Below are 18,425 nucleotides of genomic sequence, written 5' to 3' on the forward strand. Positions count from 1 at the left end.
GGGCCCTGTTCGCAGACCCAGCAGATTCAGGAAGAACATGATGTCGGATGTCACCGCCGCAACCCCCGCACAGGATGTATTGGACAAGGCCGTCGCCGAAGGCGGCGCCTACGAGGTGCTGCACAAGCGCCTGCAGGACCAGGGGCAGCGCCTGCGGCAGACCACCGACAGCCTCAACCAGCGCCGCCTCGAAGCCTTCGGCGACAGCCGCATGGACGTCATCGGTCGGGTACGCATCCGCACCGAGAACAACTGCATCGCCCGTGACATCGTCCAGGTCGGCGACTGCCTGCTGTTCGGCTACAACGTCTTCATCGGCCTGAGGAAGGAAACCGGCATCGCCGACGTCTTCTCCCTCTACCGCCTGGTGGAAGGGGAGGAGGGCCATGACGCCGAGCCGGTGCCGCTGGAAGGCACCTTCCTCGCCGCCCAGGGCTTCCTCAACGACTTCAACGAGCTCTACACCTACTACAAGAACACCCGCCTGCTGCAGTTGGCCATCCGCGACGGCAAGCTGCTGGCGAGCTTCCAGATCGGCGAGCGCATCACCGACATCCGCGTGTTCCGCTGGTCCCTCTCCAGCGACGGGCGCGACGTGCGCTACATCGACAACCGTGGCGAGCGCGACATCGCCCTGCCGTCGCCCTTCGACTTCGAATGGAAAAAGGCCACCCGCGAGATGGTGGTCCAGGGCCGCCACCCGCACCTGAACATCCTCGACACCGTGTTCGTCGAGACCATCGGCGGCGACCTCACCCTCAAGGTCGAGAACAACACCGAGGACGGCCTCGGCATCTACCGCGAAGAGGTGCTGGACAAGACCCAGTCCCTCGACGACGCCCAGATCGAATTCGCCCGCCTCGGCAGCCTGGTGCTGCTCAAGGTGCTGCCCTACCGCGAGGAGCAGTGGCGCTACCTGGTCTACAACAGCCTGACCCGCCAGGTGGAGCGCATCGACGCCATCGGCCAGGCCTGCGTCCAGCTACCCGAAGACCACGGCATCATCTTCCCCGGCGGCTGCTACCTGCAGAACGGCGAATACAAGACCTTCGACGCCTCCATGGCCGGCATGCGCTTCAAGCGCAGCGTGCGCTCGCCCAACGGCGAGGACGTGCAGTACATCTTCTACCACCCCGAGGAGGGCCGTTCGGTCCTGCTCACCTACAACCTCATCAGCCGCCAGTTGCAGAACCCGCTGTTCGGCCACGGCTACGCGCGCCTGGAAGACGGACGCATGGTGATCTTCGCCGCCGAGGGCGACGAGCCGACCCGCATCCACCCCATGCAGATCTGGCAGACCCCGTTCTTCACCGAGGAGTACGCCGCTCGCCAACCGGCCCGCAGCGGCTTCTTCGGGCGCATCGGCAACGCCGAGCTGGTGCGCGGCGTCTCCGACCTCTACGGCCTGTGCCGCGAGATCGAAACCCCCTCCGTCTCGGTGCAGCGCTACACCCAGCTTTGCCAGGGCACCCGCCGCCTGTTCGACGTCTACCACTGGCTCGGCAGCGACGAACTCGACGGGCTCGCCCCGCTGCTGCGGGAAGTGGCCGCCACCGCCGAACGGGTGCTGGACGAATACGAGAAGGTCGAAAGCATCCGCCGCCAGTCCGACCAGGCCATGGCCGGTGCCGAAGCGCAGCAGAAGGCCCTGCTCGGGCGCCTCCAGGCCGCCGGCTGGGAACAGGCCCAGGACTACGTCGACGCCCTCAACGGCATCACCGCCCAGCGCGGCCTGCTGCTGACCATCCGTGACTACCGCTACATCGACGTCGCCCGCATCGACGCCATGGAAGCCGAGCTGCAGGAGGCCCAGGCGCGCACCGCTGCCGCCACCGCCACCTTCCTCGCCAGCGACCAGGCCCTGCAGCCCTTCGTCACCCGCCTGGAAGCGCTGGACGTCGAGGCGCAGAAGGCCGAGACCGTCGCCCTCCTGGCCCCGCCGCTGGAGGCCCTGCAGGCCATGGCCGGCGACCTGGACATGCTGTCCAACCTGATGGGCTCGCTGCAGATCGACGACGCCACCCAGCGCACCCGCATCATCGAGTCCATCTCCGAGATCTACGCCCGCCTCAACCAGGCCAAGGCCCGCGCCGAGCAGCGCCGCAAGGCCCTCGGTTCCACCGAATCGGTGGCCCAGTTCGGTGCCCAGTTCAAGCTGTTCGGCCAGGGTATCGTCAACGCTCTGGCCCAGGCCCAGGACCCCGAACGCTGCGACGAGCAACTGTCGCGCCTGCTGGTGCAACTGGAGGAACTGGAAAGCCGCTTCGGCGACCACGAGCAGTTCCTCGGCGACATCCTCAGCAAGCGCGAGGAGCTGCTGGAAACCTTCGAGGCCCACAAGCAATCCCTGCTCGACGAGCGCCAGCGCAAGGCCCAGGGCCTGCAGGACGCCGCCCGGCGCATCCTCGACAGCCTCGGCCGGCGCACCGCCAGGTTCACCCAGGCCGAGGAGCTCAACGCCTTCTTCGCCGCCGACCCGCTGATCCTCAAGCTGCGCGAACTGGCCCAGCGCCTGCGCGAACTCAACGACAGCGTCAAGGCCGACGACGTCGAGGCCCGCCTCAAGGGGGCCCGCGACCAGGCCGTGCGTGCCCTGCGCGACAAGAGCGAACTGTTCGAAGCCGGCGGCAACGTCATCAAGCTCGGCCCGCGCCACCGCTTCAGTGTCAACACCCAGGAACTGGACCTGACCCTGCTGCCCCGTGGCGACGGGCTCTACCTGCACCTCACCGGCACCGACTTCCTCGAACCCCTGCACGACCCCGAACTGGACGCCCTCAAGGCCTTCTGGCAGGTGGCGCTGGAGTCCGAGTCCGAGCGCCTCTATCGCGCCGAGTACCTGGCCGGCGAAGTGCTCGACGCCGCCGACGGGCAGCGCGAAGGCCTCAGCCTGGACGGCCTCAAGGCCCTGCTGGCGCAGCCCGAGGAACTGGCGCGGGTGGTGCGCGACTTCGCCGCCCCGCGCTACCGCGACGGCTACGAGAAGGGCATCCACGACCACGACGCCGCCGCCATCCTCCAGCACCTGCTGCCCCTGCGCGAAAGCGCCGGGCTGCTGCGCTTCGGCGCCGTGCCCCGAGCCTTCGCCACGCTGTTCTGGGATGCCGCGCGGCAGGGTGAGAGCGGCACCGCCTGGCCCGAGCGTGCCCGCACCAGCCGGCACATCCAGCAACTGTTCGGCCGCGCCGATGGCCTGCTGGCGCTGCGGGCCGAAGTGACCGACGCCCTGCAGGCCTTCCTCGCCGAGCACCCGCTACCGCTGCAGCCGGGCCAGGTCGCCGAGGCCGCCGAATACCTGGTGCAGGAGCTGGCCGCCGAGCGCATCGAATTCACCTTCAGCAAGTACGCCCGCCAGTTGTACGAAGGGCTCAAGCTGCGCCTGCAAGGCGCGCGCATGTGGGACGACTACCAGGCCGCCGTGGGTCGCCTTGACGGGCGCCCGGCGGCCCAGTGGGCGCTGGTCGGCCACTGGCTCGACGGCCTCTGCGGCGAAGAGGGCTTTGCCGGCCTCGCCGATTACCGCGCCGAAGCCGTCGCCCTGGCGTTGCTGCGCGCCGACTTCCCGCAGCGCTTCACCGAAGTGGACCTGCGCTTCAGCGTGAGCGGCCTGATGGGCGAGCACTCGCGCATCCAGGACCACAGCCTGGCGCTGGCGGTGGACGACTTCTTCGGCCGCCTGCGCGAGCACCGCGAGCACGTATTGCCTGGCCTGCGCCAGTACCAGGCGCTGCGCCAGGCACTGGTCACCCGCCAGCGCGAGGCCCTGCGCCTGGCCGAGTTCAAGCCGCGCCCGCTGACCTCCTTCGTGCGCAACAAACTGATCAACGACGTCTACCTCGGCATCATCGGCGACAACCTGGCCAAGCAGATGGGCACCGTCGGCGAGAACAAGCGCACCGACCTGATGGGCCTGTTGATGCTCATCTCGCCCCCCGGCTACGGCAAGACGACGCTGATGGAGTATGTCGCCCACCGCCTGGGGCTGATCTTCATGAAGATCAACGGCCCGGCCCTGGGCCATGAGGTGCGCTCCCTCGACCCGGCCCAGGCGCCCGACGCCACCTCGCGCCAGGAGCTGGAGAAGCTCAACCTGGCGCTGGAGATGGGCAACAACGTGATGCTCTACGTCGACGACATCCAGCACACCCACCCGGAATTCCTGCAGAAGTTCATCTCCCTCTGCGACGGCACCCGGCGCATCGAGGGCGTGTGGAAGGGCCGCACCAAGACCTACGACATGCGCGGCAAGAAGTTCTGCGTGGTGATGTCCGGCAACCCCTACACCGAGTCCGGCGAGGTGTTCAAGATCCCCGACATGCTCGCCAACCGCGCCGACATCTATAACCTCGGCGACACCCTGGGCGGCATGCAGGACGCCTTCGCTCTCAGCTACATCGAGAACGCCCTGACCTCCAACCCGGTGCTGGCACCCCTGGCCACCCGCGACATGGCCGACGTCTACCGCTTCGTCGCCAAGGCCGAGGGCAAGCCCTTCTCCGCCAACGAACTGAGCCACAGTTACAGCGGCGCCGAGATCAACGAGATCACCACCACCCTGCAACGCCTCATGCAGGTGCGCGACGTGGTGCTCAAGGTCAACCAGCAGTACATCGCCAGCGCCGCCCAGGCCGACGCCTACCGCACCGAGCCGCCGTTCAAGCTGCAGGGCAGCTACCGCAACATGAACAAGATGGCGGAGAAGGTCTCGGCCGTGATGAACGACGCCGAACTGATGCAACTGCTGGCCGACCACTACCAGGGCGAATCCCAGTTGCTCACCACCGGCGCCGAGGAGAACCTGCTCAAGCTCGCCGAACTGCGCGGCAACCAGAGCGCCGAACAGGCCGAGCGCTGGGCCCGGATCAAGCGCGACTTCATGCGCAACAAATCCATGGGCGGCAGCGACAGTGACGTCGGCACCCGCGTGGTGGCCCAGCTCAACGACCTGGTGGAGAGCGTGCGCGGGCTGGCCCACCGCGACGCCCCCGCAGCCGCGGCCGAGGTGCCATGGGAGACCCTGCTGGAGCGCCTGGAGACGCTGGTGCAACCGCCTGCCGCGCTCAAGGTGGACGTCACCGCCCCGGCTCAGGAAGGCGTGCGCGAAGTCCTGCTGAGCCTGGCCGACAGCCTGGAGAACAGCTTCATGCCGCTGATCCGCATCATGGACAAGAAGATCGACGTCGACCTGCGCACCCACCACCGCATCACCGACATCGCCAACCGCCTCAACGAACTGGGTGGCGCCCTGCCGACGCCCGGCACCGACGGCACGCCCACCTGACCCGGAGGTCGCCATGGATTTCGCAGGACTCGACCAGCAGCTGCGTGACAGCCTGCAGGACCTGAAACTGAGCAACGAGGAGCGCGACGAGCTGCGCGAACTGGGCAGCGAGCTGGGCCCGGATCAGGTGCGCTACCTGCGCAACCGCGCTTTCGACCTGGTGCGCGAGCTGTGCCGGGCCGACCCGGCCAACCTGCAGCCGGCGCTCAAGTGGCTGGAACAGGTGGTGCGCACCCTCGATCTGGCCAGTACCGTCGCCCCGACCCTGGCCAGTGCCCACTTCAGCCCCGGCGAGGAGTGCCGGCGCAAGATCCGCGAGCTGTGCCGCCAGGCCCGGCATAGCGTGGACATCTGCGTCTACACCATCTCCGACGACCAACTGAGCAGCGAGATCGTCGCCTGCCACGGGCGCGGTGTGCGTGTAAGGGTGATCAGCGACAACGAAAAACAGCACGACGAGGGCAGCGACATCCAGGCCCTGCGCCACGCCGGGGTCGACGTGCGCATCGACGACAGCCCCTTCCACATGCACCACAAGTTCGCCCTGTTCGACGGCCGTCTGCTGCTCAACGGCAGCTTCAACTGGACCCGCAGCGCCAGCACCAGCAACGAGGAGAACCTGCTGGTGATCGACAACGCCCACCTGGTGGCGCGCTACCTGGCGGAATTCGAGAGCCTTTGGGGTCGCTACGCCCCCCGCTGAAACGCCGCGCGTGACGCTGTCACATGCGGGGAGTAAAGTGCGACGCCGTTCGCATTACGGCTGACCACTCCTTTCCCGTGCGCCGCCTTCACCAGGCCGGTCGCCGGTTGCTCCCCGTCCCTGGACAGTGCAGATGGACCTTCACATCCCCACCCTGGTGCTGGTGGACGTCTACATTCTCGCCCTGCTCGGCATCCTCGCCGGGCGGGCCTGGCGTCGCGGCACCCCTGAGCCGACCCTCGGCTACCTGAGCCTGACCCTGCTGCTCGGCGCCTTCTGCACCGTGCTCGGCAGCCTGCGCGGCCTGGGCATCGACTGGGTGCCGATCATCATCGGCAACCTGCTGCTGCAACTCAGTTGCGCCGCCAGTTGGACCTCCATGCGGGTGTTCGCCGGTCGGCCCATTCATTTCGCCGGTTTCCTTGCCGGGCCGCTGCTGTGGCTGGCGCTTTGCGCCGTGCCGGCGTTCTACGCTTCGCTGCCGGCGCGGATCATGCTCAGTTGCGTGCTGATGATCACCTACACCGCGCTCGCCGCTTTCGAGCTGTGGCGCGCCCGGCGCAGCCTGCAGGTGTCCATCGCCCCGGCCATGGCGCTGCACCTGATGCACGTAGCGACCTACGGCGTGCGCCTGGTGGTGGATCGTGGTGAGCCGTTCCAGCGGCTGGCCAACGGGCAGGCCAGCCCCTTCTTTGCGATTCTGGTGTTCGAGACGCTGCTGTACGCCATCGGCGTCGCCTTCGTCACCCTGGCCATGGTCCGTGAGCGGGCCGAGCTGCAGTACAAGCACGCCGCCTACAGCGACCCGCTGACCGGCATCGGCAACCGCCGCGCCTTCATGGACTCCGGCCAGGCCCTGCTGGAGCGTTGCGCACGGCGTGGGGAGGGTGTGATGCTGCTGCTCTGCGACCTGGACAACTTCAAACGCCTCAACGACTCCTTCGGCCACGCCAGCGGCGACGCCGCCCTGGTGGGCTTCACCCGCATCGCTGCCGCACGCATGCGTCGGCACGACGTGTTCGGGCGCATCGGTGGGGAAGAGTTCGCCTGCCTGCTGGCCGATGCCGATGGCGCCACCGCCATGCGGGTGGCCGAACGCATCCGCCACGAGTTCGCCGAGAGCTGCCCCGAGGCGCCGGGGCCACTCAGCGTCAGCATCGGCGTGGCCGGCAGCGGCGAAGCGGGGTACGACTTGTCGCGGCTGCTGTCCCTGGCGGACAAGGCCCTCTACCGGGCCAAGGCCCAGGGGCGCAACCGCGTGGAGTGCTACCGCGAGGTCGTGGCCACGCCAAGCGGCGAGTCGGCGGCCTGAGCCGCCGGCCTCTATTGATGGGCGGCCTTCAGGCTGCCACTGGAAGGGGTTGGACCAGACCGTTGTTCAGCGTCGCCATCAACTGCTGGTGCAGGGTGGCGGCCCGTTGCGGGTCGTCCGTCTGCAGCCGGTCGATGGCCTGGTGCAATTGGGCCAGGGGGTTCTCCTCCCGCATCAGGTTGGTCAGCGACAGGCTGGCGATGGCGTCCTCGAAGCGCCCGTGCCGGATGTGGTCCAGCAGCAGGGCTTCTTCCAGCCTGCGTTCGAGGCTCTGCATCGCCTGCAGTCGACCCTGCAAGGCCTGGGCCTTGGCGGTGTCGCCCAGGGCCAGGTAGGCCAGGCCGATGGCCTCCAGACTGGGGGTGAGGCCCTCTTCGTACTCCAGGGCTTCGGTCTGCTGCGGATCGTCCACATCGAGCAGGCAGGCCTCCACCCAACGCTGGGCGCGGGGCACTTCGCCCAGGTCGCGCAGCAGCGGTGCCTGCTCGGCCAGCTTGGTCACGCGGCCGTCCAGGTCCAGCGCGGCATTCAGTTGTTCGATCTCCTCCAGGTGCGCGCGCACCCCGTAGGCGTCGCGCTGGTGTACCGGCAGGGCGGCCTGCTGACGCAGCCAGCCTTCCAGGGCGAACAGGCGCAGCCAGCCCCAGTTGTCCTCGCCGCGAATCCGCTCCAGCTCGGCCAGCGCCTGGCGTCGCAGCTCGTCGGCCCAGGTCGGGTGCCGGCTGAGGTTGTGTTCCCACAGGGTGAGCAGCAGCCAGATGCGCTGGCCCGGCTCGTGGGCGCGGGAGTCCAGCAGGGCGTTGGCCTGGGCCAGGTCGCCCTGCTCGGCGTGCCAGCCCACCAGGCGCATCAGCAGCTCGTCGTAGTGATGCACCGGCGCACAGTCCACCACCCGCAGCGCGGTATCCGGCTGCGCCGTGGCCAGGGCGTGGTCCATCAGCTCGGTGTGGGTGAAGTAGCCGGTCTGCTCGCCCAGGTCGGCCAGCAGTTCGAAGGCGGCCTCGGTCTGGCCACCCTCCATCAGCGCCAGCACGGCCTGGCCCTGTTCCTCCATCGGCAGTTGCCTGGCCAGCGCCAGGGCGCGGGGCACCTCGCCCAGTTCGGCAAGGCCAGTGAGCACCGTCTTCAGGTCATGGGTGGGCAGGCTGGTGTCCGGCTCCGGGTGGGCCAGCAGCTCCCAGGCCCGCTCCAGGCTGCGCAGGGCCGCCTGGGGTTGCTGCAGGCGACGCTGCAGCCCGGCGAGGATGAGGTTCTGCGGGCCGGACAGACTCTGGCCGGTGCCCTGTTCCTGTTGCTGGGTGAGGGTGTCGAGCTGGGCTCGGGCCTGGGCGTCCTGGCCGCAGGCGAGCAGCAGCGGGATCTGCAGCAGCGGCGACTCCGGCAGCGGGCGCTCCAGGCGCTCCAGCAGGGACAGGGCCGCGTGCGGGTCCTGGGCCTCCAGGTAGTGTTCCAGCATGTTGTCCAGGGCGCTCTGCTGGTAGCCGTCGCGCAGTTCGGCCAGGGCGGCGAGGGCAGCCTGCTCCTCACCGGCACGCAGCAGCGCCGGGGCCACCTGGTGCAACGCCAACTGGCGGGCCTCGCCCTGCAGGCCCTGGGCCATCTCCAGCGCCAGGCGCGGCTCGAACAGGCTCAGCAGGGCCGTGCGGTTCACCTGGCCAGCCTCCTGCAGATAGGCTTCCAGGCTGCCGTCGTCGCGGTTGACGAAGTACAGCACGGCGGCGATGCCCACGATGACGACCAGGACAATGAGTAGTTCCATAGGCTTCCTTTTCCCGTGTTCCACACGCCCGGCCGGGCGCGGCGTCGGTCTTATAAAGGCCGTCGCCGGGCCTGGCAACCCGCGCCGCGCATACCTGGGACTGATTGCCCATTTCCGCTTCGCGGGCCGCTGTACGGGCCGGGCACGGGGGGCGCTTTCAAGGTAGACTTGCCGCCTTTTTTCGCCAACCAGGAAGCCCTTAATGGCCCTCCAAGCGACGCCTTACAAAGTCGAACTCAACCTCACCGACCTGGACCGTGGCGTCTACGAGACCCTGCGCTTCACCGTGGCCCGGCACCCCTCCGAGACGGAGGAGCGCCTGGCGGTCCGCCTGATCGCCTACGGCCTCTGGTACCACGAGCAACTGGCCTTCGGCCGTGGCCTGTCGGACGTGGACGAGCCGGCGCTGTGGGAGAAGAGCCTGGACGACCGCGTGCTGCACTGGATCGAAGTCGGCCAACCCGATGCCGAGCGCATCACCTGGTGCTCGCGCCGCTGTGAGCGCTTCAGCCTGCTGGCCTACGGCAGCCTGCGAGTGTGGCAGACCAAGGTGCTGGACAGCGTGCGCAACCTGAAGAACATCAACGTCGTCGCCGTCGGTCAGGAAGCCCTGGAAGAACTGGCCCGCGACCTGCCGCGCTCCATCGGCTGGATCCTGATGATCAGCGACGGTTCGCTGTTCATCACCGACGAGCGCGGCCAGCACGACGTGCCGCTGGAATGGCTGGCCGGCGAACGGGGTTGAGCAGGTCCGCCGAGCCGCCGGCCTCGTGCTCAGGCCTGCCAGAAGCTCAGCAGTGAGTTGAACGACAGGCCCACGCCAATGGCCGTTGCGACGATCGCCAGGACGCCGAAGGCCAGCATCCAGCCCGGGTGCCGGTAGTCCTGGCCGACGATGGCCGGTTTCTTGGCCGCCCACAGGATGCAGCCGAGCGCCAGGGGCAGCACCAGTGCGTTGAGTGCGCCCGCCACCACCAGCACCTTCACCGGCTGCCCGACCAGGCAGTAGATCAGCGTGGAGCAGGCGATGAAGGCGATCACCACGCGCTGGTTGTGCGTGCGGATGCCGGGGTGCAGCGAATACATGAAACTGACGCTGGTGTAGGCCGCTCCGATGACCGACGACAGCGCCGCCGCCAACAGCACCACGCCGAACACCTTGTAGCCGATGGTTCCCATGACGTGGCCGAACACCGAAGCTGCGGGGTTGCCCGGGTCCAGTTTCAGGCCCTGGCTGACCACGCCGAGCGTGGCAAGGAACAGGCAGATGCGCACGATCCCGGTGGTCAGGATGCCGGCGACGGCCGCCCGGGTTACCGCGCCGACATGCTCGATGCCGGTGATGCCGGCTTCCACCAGACGATGGCCGCCTGAAAACGAGATGTAGCCGCCGACCGTGCCGCCAACCAGGGTGATGATCGGCAGCAGCAGGATCAGTGGATCGTCGGGCTGGACGCTGTGCAGCAGGGCGTCTTGCAGGGGCGGACTGGATTGCAGCATGGCGTAGCCGATCATCCCCAGCATCACCAGGCCGAAGAACTGCATCAGTCCGTCCATCACCTGCTTGGCGTTGCGCAGCAGGAAGAGGGCGATGATCGCGGCGGCGGCCAGCAGGGAACCGATGAGGGGGGGCGTTCCGAAGATGACGTTCATGGCCAGCCCGGCGCCAGCGATGTTGCCGATGTTGAAGGCGATGCCACCGAGCACGATCAGGGCCGAGATCAGATGGCCGGTGCCTGGCAGTACGCGGTTGGCGATGTCCTGGCCACGCAGGTTGGCGACGGTGATGACCCGCCAGATGTTGAGTTGGGCGCCGATGTCGATCAGCAGCGAGAGGACGATGGCGAAGGCGAAACTGGCCAGGTACTTCTCGGTGAACAGCGAGGTCTGGGTCAGGAAGGCAGGGCCGATGGATGAGGTCGCCATGATGAACACGGCGCCGCGAAGGACATGGCGCTGACTGCCGGAAGCATTCCCGGCGGAGGGCGGGGTCGATTGCATGAATTACCTTCTCGTTGTTGTTGTTCTGGAGGTGGGCAGGTCAGTGAAGCGCCCATCTGGTGGTTCAAGCCGCTCGGTCACCGCCGATCAGCAGGTTGGCCTGGGCATAGCCATTGGCCAGGCCAATGGCCGGGCCTTTGAAGTCACCCGTGCGAATCCGTTGGCGCAATTGCGCGGGTGGCAGGTCCGCGAGGCTCATGGCGTGGCTCTTGTGGGGCAGCGTTGCCATTCGGCCAGCAACTGGCGCTGCTGGCCCTGTGCTTCATAGAGGGCGATGGGGCGCAGGCGCACCTGGCTGCCGGGCAGGCATTGCGCCAGACGCGCCACTGCCAGCGGGGTCAGGGCGCCCAGGCGCGGGTAGCCGCCGATGGTCTGGCGGTCGTTGAGCAGGATGATGGGCTGGCCGTCGCTGGGCACCTGGATCGCCCCCAGCGGTACGCCCTCGGACACCATCGCCTGGTGCGCCCCAACGAGTGCCGGCCCAGTCAGGCGGACGCCCATGCGGTCGGCCCGCGCGTCCACCTGCCATTCATGGTTGAAGGCATCGAAGAGGCTCTGACCGCTGAAGTCGCCGATCTGGGCGCCGAGTACCACGTCCAGGCGCGGCGTCCCGTCGAGCGAGGGAATCCGCACCGATGGCATGGAGCGTCGGCACGCTGGCGCTGCTCGCCAATGCAGGGTGTCACCGGGGGCCAAGGGGCGACCGTCACCCCGCAGGCCACCGAGGCCCTCGCGAGCCACGGTGGCGCAGCTACCGAGAACCGTTTCGACGGCGAAGCCGCCGGACGCTGCCAGGTAGGCCCTGACCCCCTGGCGTGGCTGGGCGAAGCGCAGGCGTTGCCCCTTGGCGATGCAAAAGCTCCGCCACGGCATCAGGGGCTCGCCATCGAGGCTGGCCCCCAGGTCTGCGCCGGCCAGTGCCAGGCAGCCATCCTGCTGGGCGAGCAGGGCGAAGTTGCCCAGCACGATTTCGATCACCGGTGCTGCCAGTTCGTTGCCCAGCAGCCAATTGGCCCAGTAGTGGGAGTACCAGTCGGCACTGCCGCCCTGGGTCACGCCGAGGTGCCGCACGCCGAAGCGCCCGCTGTCCTGCAGCGTGGCAAGGGCTCCACAACGCTCTATCAACAGGCTCATGGGGTGACCTCGAACGGGCTGTCGTCGCCGCCCAGACGTATGAACTCGTCCCGCTCGACCGGTACGAAACGCACCCGGTCGCCTGGGCGCAAGAGGCTGTAGCCTTCCAGTCGGCGGTCGAACAGCAGGGCCGGGCTACGCCCTATCAGGTTCCAGCCGCCGGGGGACTCCACCGGATAGATGGCGGTCTGTCGGTCGGCGATGCCCAGGCTACCGGCGGCGACACGCTGGCGCGGCGTCTCCAGGCGTGGGCTGGCCAGGCAGGCGTCGACCAGCCCCATGAAGGCGAAGCCCGGCGCGAACCCCAGGGCGAACACCGGGTAGGTGCGGGCGCTATGGCGTGCGATCACACCACTGATACCCAGCCCGCTGCGCTCCGCGATTCGCGTCAGTTCGGGGCCGACACTGGGGTGATACCAGACCGGCACTTGCTGTTCGCGCCCCCTCGCCTCGGCCATCGGGTGCACGTCCTCGAACGCCTGGGCGATGCGTTCGCGGGCCTGCCGGTCATCCAGTTGCACAAGGTCGTATTGCAGCAACAGCGTGGTGTAGGAGGGCACCAGGTCCACCAGGGCGGCGCCGAACGTCTCGCGCAGGCGCGCGGTTGCCGCCAGCAACCAGGGCATGTTGCCTTCATCGATCCGCTCGAACAGCCGCAGGATCAGGCTGTCGACACCGGCCACTTCGATGCGTGGCGTCATGCTTCCAGGTTCCGCAATGCCTCGCGGATGCGCTGTACGGCGGCCACCGAGCCGGCATTGTCGCCATGCACGCACAGGGTGTCGGCGCGCAGGTAAAGGGCGCTGCCGTCGCTGGCGCGCAACGCTTCGCCGCGCGCCAGGGCCAGCGCCTGTGCCACCACGCGATCGGCATCCTCATGCACCGCATCCGGCTGGCTGCGTGACAGCAGCCGCCCGTCGGCGTCGTAGGCGCGGTCGGCGAATGCTTCGAGCCACAGTTGCAGGCCCATTTCGTCGGCCATGGCCTGTGCCGCCCGGTCATCGCGCGTGGCCATCAGCATCAGCGGCAGGCTGGCGTCGTAGGCGACGACGGCGCGCATCACTGCACGCAGTTTGGCCGGCTCCCGCATCATGTCGTTGTACAGCGCGCCGTGGGGCTTCACATAGCTGACCCGCGTGCCCTGGGCACGGCAGATGCCATCCAGCGCTCCGATCTGGTACAGCAACATCGCTTCGATCTCGTCGGGGCTGCAGGCCATCGAGCGGCGCCCGAACCCGGCCAGGTCCGGGTAGGCGGGATGAGCACCGATGCGCACGTCGTGCTTCACGGCCAGCGCGACAGTTCGGCGCATGGTGAGCGGCTCCGAGGCGTGAAAGCCGCAGGCGATGTTGGCGCAGTCGATATGGGGCATCACTTCGGCATCAAGGCCCATGGTCCAGGCGCCATAGCTTTCGCCGATGTCACAGTTCAGGAGTAGGCGGCTCATCGGGTTCCTCTGATTGTCTTCACATGGCCCGACAGGTCGGGTGGGAATCTCGCCGGCATTACGATGATAAAACGCAGATAAAATATCAATATGTTTTTATTGTTTCCCCGGCGCGCCATTCCGACGCGACGTCACCTTTGCTGTATGCTTGCCCACCCAATTCACCCGCGGCCAGGCGGGCACCTCTAAAGACGACCTGCGTTGTCATTGCGGCGTTGAAAACAGGCTCATGCACGAGTCCGGTCAAATGCTCACTTACCCTGCGTAACTGCGCTTTTTCGCCTGTTTCTGCCTTGCACTGACGGCCTCGCCGACGTTTCAGAGGCACCCAAGTGGCCGTCCGCAGCCATGGATCGCAAGATGGTCGACGCCAAATCCGTCCGCTCTCAACGCTCCTCCATCGTGGCCTCGGCCCACCTGGCCGAGCAGTCCGAAGAGCTCTCCGAACTCGAGTACGCCATCATCATTTCCAGCAACGCGTTCTCACGCTGGATGGGGCGTTGCATGCGCGCTGCCGGCGAACTGGAGATGAGTGCCCTGGATGTGATGGTGCTGCACAGCCTCACCAGTCGAGACCGCGCAAAGCGCCAGGCGGATATCTGCCTGCTGCTGAATATCGAAGACACCCACACGGTGACCTACGCCCTGAAGAAGCTGGCCAGGCTGGCACTGGTCGAGGGCGAGAAGCAGGGCAAGGAAGTGTTCTACCGCACCACCGAGAAGGGGCGGGCCCTTTGCAAGGAGTACGCCGAGATTCGGCGTGAATGCCTGATCGCCTCGTTCGAGAACCTCAACATCGATCCTGAGGAGATCCACCGCCTGGCCGGCATGCTGCGAGCGCTTTCCGGTCTCTACGACCAGGCCGCCCGTGCCGCCACTTCCCTCTGACCCGATGGCCGCCCACCTCGCAAGCCTCTGCTGAACACTGGACTCCCATGCGCATCGAGCCCCGCCCCCTGCCCACCACACTGCCCGACCTGGGCAACCTGCCGCCCCTGCTGACCCGCCTCTACGCCGCCCGTGGCGTGAGCTGCGCGGAGGAACTGGACAAGGGCTTGGCGCGGCTCATCCCCTACGCCCAGATGAAGGGCATCGACGCCGCGGTGACGCTGCTGGTGGAGGCCCTGGAGCAACGCCAGCGCATCCTCTTCGTCGGTGACTTCGACGCCGACGGCGCCACCGCCAGTTGTGTCGGCGTGCTCGGCCTGCGCATGCTCGGCGCCGCCCACGTCGACTACCTGGTGCCCAACCGCTTCGAGTACGGCTACGGGCTGACCCCGGAGATCGTCGCCGTCGCCCTGCAGCGCGAGCCGCAGCTGCTGGTGACCGTGGACAACGGCATCTCCAGCGTCGACGGCGTGGCCGCCGCCAAGGCCGCCGGGCTCAAGGTGCTGGTCACCGACCATCACCTGCCGGGCCCGGAACTGCCGGCGGCGGACGCCATCGTCAACCCCAACCAGCCGGGCTGCGAGTTCCCCAGCAAGTCCATGGCCGGGGTCGGGGTGATCTTCTACGTGCTGCTGGCCCTGCGTGCGCGCTTGCGCGAGCTGGACTGGTTCGCCCGGCGCGGCATGGCCGAGCCGAACCTCGCCGAGCTGCTGGACCTGGTGGCCCTGGGCAGCGTTGCCGACGTGGTGCCGCTGGATGCCAACAACCGCATCCTGGTGCACCAGGGCCTGGCGCGCATCCGCGCCGGCCGTGCCCGTCCCGGCCTCAAGGCGCTGCTGGAGGTGGCCGGCCGCCCGGCGGCGCGCATCACCTCCACCGACCTCGGCTTCATCCTCGGCCCGCGCCTCAACGCCGCCGGCCGCCTGGACGACATGAGCCTGGGCATCGAATGCCTGCTCTGCGAAGACCAGGCCCTGGCCCAGGACATGGCCGTGGAGCTGGACCAGCTCAACCAGGACCGCAAGCAGATCGAGCAGGGCATGCAGCGCGAGGCCCTGGCCCAGCTCAAGGACCTGCCCCTGGAAGACCTGCCGTTCGGCCTCTGCCTGTTCGAGCCGGACTGGCACCAGGGCGTCATTGGCATCCTCGCCTCGCGCCTCAAGGAGCGTTACCACCGCCCGACCATCGCCTTCGCCGATGCCGGCGACGGCCTGCTCAAGGGCTCGGCGCGCTCGGTGCCGGGGTTTCACATCCGCGATGCGCTGGACGCCGTCGCCGCCCGCCATCCGGGGCTGATCAGCAAGTTCGGCGGCCATGCCATGGCCGCCGGCCTGTCGCTGCCGGTGGAGCATTTCGGCGCCTTCGCCAGCGCCTTCGACGCCGAGGTGCGCCGCCAGCTCACCGAGGACGACCTCACCGGCCGCCTGCTCTCCGATGGCCAGCTCAGCCTGCAGGAATTCCACCTCGAACTGGCACGCGCCCTGCGCCAGGCCGGTCCCTGGGGCCAGCACTTCCCCGAGCCGCTGTTTCACGGCGTGTTCCAGATCGCCCAGCAGCGCCTGGTGGGTGAGCGCCACCTGAAGCTGGTGCTCAAGAGCGAGTGCGGCTCGCTGCAGTTGGACGGCATCGCCTTCAACATCGACCGCGACGTCTGGCCGAACCCCTCCGTGCGCTGGGCCGAGCTGGCCTACCGCCTGGACGTGAACGAGTTTCGCGGGCAGGAGAGCGTGCAACTGATGGTGGTGCACATCGCTCCGCGCTAGCACCCTGTTCCCGCCCGCGCGCTCAGCGCGGGCGGATCGCCTCGGGCTCCACTTCCGCCGTGTGCCCGGGGCCCAGTTCCAGCAGGACGTGGAACGCCCCGGTCGGGCGTTCGAAGGTGAAGCTGGAGTCCTCGCCCAGGGTGCCGTGGATGAGCACCTGCCCGTCATCGTCGAGCACGTCCAGGGTCGCCCCCGGCGTGGCGGTGCCGTCCGAGAGACCGCCCACGCAGCGCACCTGCGTGGCGTCCAGGGCCTGGCATTCGCAATAGATCCCGTGGCCCCAGGCGTTGCCGCCGGCCAGCAGGAGCAGGGCACCGAGCCAGCGCTTCATCGGCCACCTCCGCGTTTGCCGAGCCAGGCCACCACGTCGGGGGAGGCCTGGGCGAGGGGCAGGGCGGCCTGGTGCACCGAGCCGTCCCAGCCTTCCACCGTCAGCCACAGCTCGGCGTCCGCCGGGGCGTTCTCGGGGATGCGCACTTCCGCCAGGCGCCGGTAGGGGCTGCCCGAGGCGAGGGCGCCGGCCGCGCGCAGGTAGCGCGGCTTGCCCACCCGCAGGTAGGCCGCCTTGATCGCAGCGTCGCACTCGCGGCAGAACGCCAGGCTGAAGTCCTTCATGTAGCCGGCCTTGCCTTCACGCACCGGCTCGCCCCGTTCCCATTCCGCCAGGCGCACGCGCCAGGGGCCGACCGCCAGCTCGCCGATGGGGCGCTCGCCCAGGCCCTGGAGGCCGCGCTCCAGGCTGGCCTCGTGGAAGTAGGCGGGCATGTAGCCGAGGGGGATGAGCACCAGCAGGGCACTCAGGTGGAAGCGCCAGCGCAGCCAGAGGCGGGCAGGGCGGGAGCGGACGGGGCCGGTCATTCGGTCACCTCGGTGGCGGGGCGCGGGGCGGGCCGTGGGCGGGGCGGGCGTTTCATGGCCTTGGCGGTGGCCAGCACGGTGCGCTTGCTCCAGATCAGCAGGCCGCTGAGCACCATCATCGTCAGCAGCAGGCCGAACACGAACCACACCAGCTTGACCCAGATGCCGCCGAAATCGCCGGTGTGCAGCGGGCGCATGGACTCGGTGACGAACTCCAGGGCAGTGCGGTCGCCGAGCAGGTGCGAGCCCAGCAGGGTGCCGTCGTAGGGGTTCACCTCGGCGGTCTGGAACATCAGCGGGTACCAGCCCCGACCGCCCACCTCCAGCGGGGTGAAGGCGTCCGCCGGGAAGGTCACGAAGCTCACGTCGAAGCCGGGGATGGTGCGCGTCGCCACCTCCACCGCCTGGTCCACGCCGATGCGCGGCACCGGCTGGCCGGGCTCGGGGCGCGGCAGTGCCTCGCGGGCGATCAGCGTGGGCGGGCCTTCGCTGGAGATGGAGATGTGATTGTCGTAGAGCACCGCGCGGATCAGGAACCAGGTGCCGGTGACGGCGATCACCGCGATGAACCAGATGGACCAGATACCCACCAGGCGGTGGAAGTCTCCCCAGAAGATCCGCGCGCCCTGGCGGATGCGCAGGGTCGGCCGCAGGAAGCCGCGCCAGAAGCGCTTGTACACCACCAGCCCGGTGACCAGCGAGGCGAGCATCGGCAGGGCCAGCAGCGACACCAGGTACCAGCCCCAGCTGTAGCCGTTGGTGAAGGGCACCAGCCACCAGCCGTGCAGGGCGCGGGTGAACTGGCGGAAGTCGAACAGCGGGCTGCTGCCCTGGATCACCCCGGTGTACGGGTTGACGTAGAGCGTAGCGGTGCGGGTGTCGGGGTAGCTGACCGCCGCCGTGAGGGCGAAGTGGTCTTCCTCCGGCTTGGCCAGCCATTCGATGGCGGCATCCGGCTGCTGGCGGGCGATGGCGGCGACGACCTGGTCGAAGCCGAGGGGCTGGGCGTCATCGGCGGGGCGGGTGGCGCGCACGTCGGGGTTGGCCAGCCAGATGATCTCCTCACTGAGCACCGCCAGGGTTCCGGTGGCGCAGACGAGGAAGACGAAGAACCAGATCGGCAGGGCCAGCCAGCTGTGGACCAGGAACCAGGTTCGCGAGCGGGACTTCTTGGACATGGCGGGGCGCGGTCCTGACTGTTCGGGGCGATGAAAAAGACCGCCCGCCAGGGTGGCGGGCGGCGGATCGACCAAAGGGGCGCTCGGCACCGGCCCGCCCC

General features: G+C 68.4%; 14 protein-coding genes and 1 pseudogene. 6 read left to right on the top strand and 9 right to left on the bottom strand.

From position 1 onward, the window contains the following. Positions 1-40 precede the first annotated feature (40 nt). The 3 genes from A7D27_RS05440 (at position 41) to A7D27_RS05450 (ending at position 7,296) form a co-directional block, all read left to right on the top strand. Entirely contained in the window at positions 41-5,281 is a 5,241-nt protein-coding gene (locus A7D27_RS05440) for a DNA repair ATPase (RefSeq protein ID WP_069564304.1), read from the top strand. Between the two features lie 13 nt (positions 5,282-5,294). After that, a complete protein-coding gene (locus A7D27_RS05445; protein WP_069559268.1) occupies positions 5,295-5,984 on the top strand; it encodes a phospholipase D-like domain-containing protein in 690 nt (229 codons plus the stop codon). A gap of 133 nt (positions 5,985-6,117) precedes the next feature. Further along, positions 6,118-7,296, top strand: a complete 1,179-nt coding sequence (locus A7D27_RS05450; protein WP_069564305.1) for a GGDEF domain-containing protein — start codon at positions 6,118-6,120, stop codon at positions 7,294-7,296. A 28-nt stretch (positions 7,297-7,324) separates the two neighbouring features. On the opposite strand, the gene A7D27_RS05455 is transcribed toward A7D27_RS05450, so the two are convergent. Next, positions 7,325-9,055, bottom strand: a complete 1,731-nt coding sequence (locus tag A7D27_RS05455; protein WP_069564306.1) for a hypothetical protein — start codon at positions 9,053-9,055, stop codon at positions 7,325-7,327. 202 nt (positions 9,056-9,257) lie between these two features. Between A7D27_RS05455 and A7D27_RS05460 the strand changes: the two genes are divergently transcribed. After that, positions 9,258-9,800 carry a YaeQ family protein gene (locus A7D27_RS05460; RefSeq protein WP_069564307.1) on the top strand — a complete coding sequence of 181 codons (543 nt, stop codon included), beginning with the start codon at positions 9,258-9,260 and terminating at the stop codon, positions 9,798-9,800. 29 nt (positions 9,801-9,829) lie between these two features. Here A7D27_RS05460 and A7D27_RS05465 read toward each other — a convergent pair whose 3' ends face one another. From A7D27_RS05465 to A7D27_RS05480, 5 genes and pseudogenes are all read right to left on the bottom strand, one after another. Beyond that, positions 9,830-11,056: an NRAMP family divalent metal transporter gene (locus tag A7D27_RS05465; protein WP_069564308.1), complete on the bottom strand. Its 1,227-nt coding sequence runs from the start codon at positions 11,054-11,056 to the stop codon at positions 9,830-9,832. An 85-nt stretch (positions 11,057-11,141) separates the two neighbouring features. After that, positions 11,142-11,255 (bottom strand): annotated as a pseudogene (locus A7D27_RS27650) (DUF1445 domain-containing protein); the annotation flags it as partial. Then, positions 11,252-12,190 (bottom strand): biotin-dependent carboxyltransferase family protein, encoded by a 939-nt coding sequence (locus A7D27_RS05470; RefSeq protein ID WP_069559263.1) that lies wholly within the window; start codon positions 12,188-12,190, stop codon positions 11,252-11,254. The gene A7D27_RS05470 and the pseudogene A7D27_RS27650, both read right to left, overlap by 4 nt. Further along, complete coding sequence (locus tag A7D27_RS05475; protein WP_069559262.1) at positions 12,187-12,891, bottom strand: allophanate hydrolase subunit 1; 705 nt, start codon at positions 12,889-12,891, stop codon at positions 12,187-12,189. The genes A7D27_RS05470 and A7D27_RS05475 overlap by 4 nt, the downstream gene beginning before the upstream one ends. Continuing rightward, positions 12,888-13,637 carry a 5-oxoprolinase subunit PxpA gene (locus tag A7D27_RS05480; protein WP_069564309.1) on the bottom strand — a complete coding sequence of 250 codons (750 nt, stop codon included), beginning with the start codon at positions 13,635-13,637 and terminating at the stop codon, positions 12,888-12,890. The genes A7D27_RS05475 and A7D27_RS05480 overlap by 4 nt, the downstream gene beginning before the upstream one ends. A gap of 360 nt (positions 13,638-13,997) precedes the next feature. Here A7D27_RS05480 and A7D27_RS05485 point away from each other — a divergent pair, with 360 nt between their 5' ends. Together A7D27_RS05485 and recJ are read left to right on the top strand one after the other, a co-directional pair. Further along, complete coding sequence (locus A7D27_RS05485) at positions 13,998-14,525, top strand: winged helix DNA-binding protein (RefSeq protein ID WP_069559260.1); 528 nt, start codon at positions 13,998-14,000, stop codon at positions 14,523-14,525. Positions 14,526-14,572: 47 nt separating this feature from the next. Further along, positions 14,573-16,288 carry a single-stranded-DNA-specific exonuclease RecJ gene (gene recJ / locus A7D27_RS05490; RefSeq protein WP_069564310.1) on the top strand — a complete coding sequence of 572 codons (1,716 nt, stop codon included), beginning with the start codon at positions 14,573-14,575 and terminating at the stop codon, positions 16,286-16,288. 22 nt (positions 16,289-16,310) lie between these two features. Here recJ and A7D27_RS05495 read toward each other — a convergent pair whose 3' ends face one another. The 3 genes from A7D27_RS05495 to A7D27_RS05505 are packed head-to-tail and all read right to left on the bottom strand — an operon-like array spanning position 16,311 to position 18,324. Then, positions 16,311-16,619, bottom strand: a complete 309-nt coding sequence (locus A7D27_RS05495) for a hypothetical protein (RefSeq protein WP_069564311.1) — start codon at positions 16,617-16,619, stop codon at positions 16,311-16,313. After that, positions 16,616-17,146 carry a thiamine pyrophosphate-binding protein gene (locus tag A7D27_RS05500; protein ID WP_069564312.1) on the bottom strand — a complete coding sequence of 177 codons (531 nt, stop codon included), beginning with the start codon at positions 17,144-17,146 and terminating at the stop codon, positions 16,616-16,618. Before A7D27_RS05500 ends, A7D27_RS05495 begins: the two co-directional genes overlap by 4 nt. Next, a complete protein-coding gene (locus tag A7D27_RS05505) occupies positions 17,143-18,324 on the bottom strand; it encodes a PepSY domain-containing protein (protein WP_069564313.1) in 1,182 nt (393 codons plus the stop codon). Before A7D27_RS05505 ends, A7D27_RS05500 begins: the two co-directional genes overlap by 4 nt. Positions 18,325-18,425: the final 101 nt, after the last annotated feature.

The sequence above is a fragment of the Pseudomonas sp. 1D4 genome, assembly GCF_001728925.1.
Lineage (GTDB): Bacteria > Pseudomonadota > Gammaproteobacteria > Pseudomonadales > Pseudomonadaceae > Metapseudomonas > Metapseudomonas otitidis.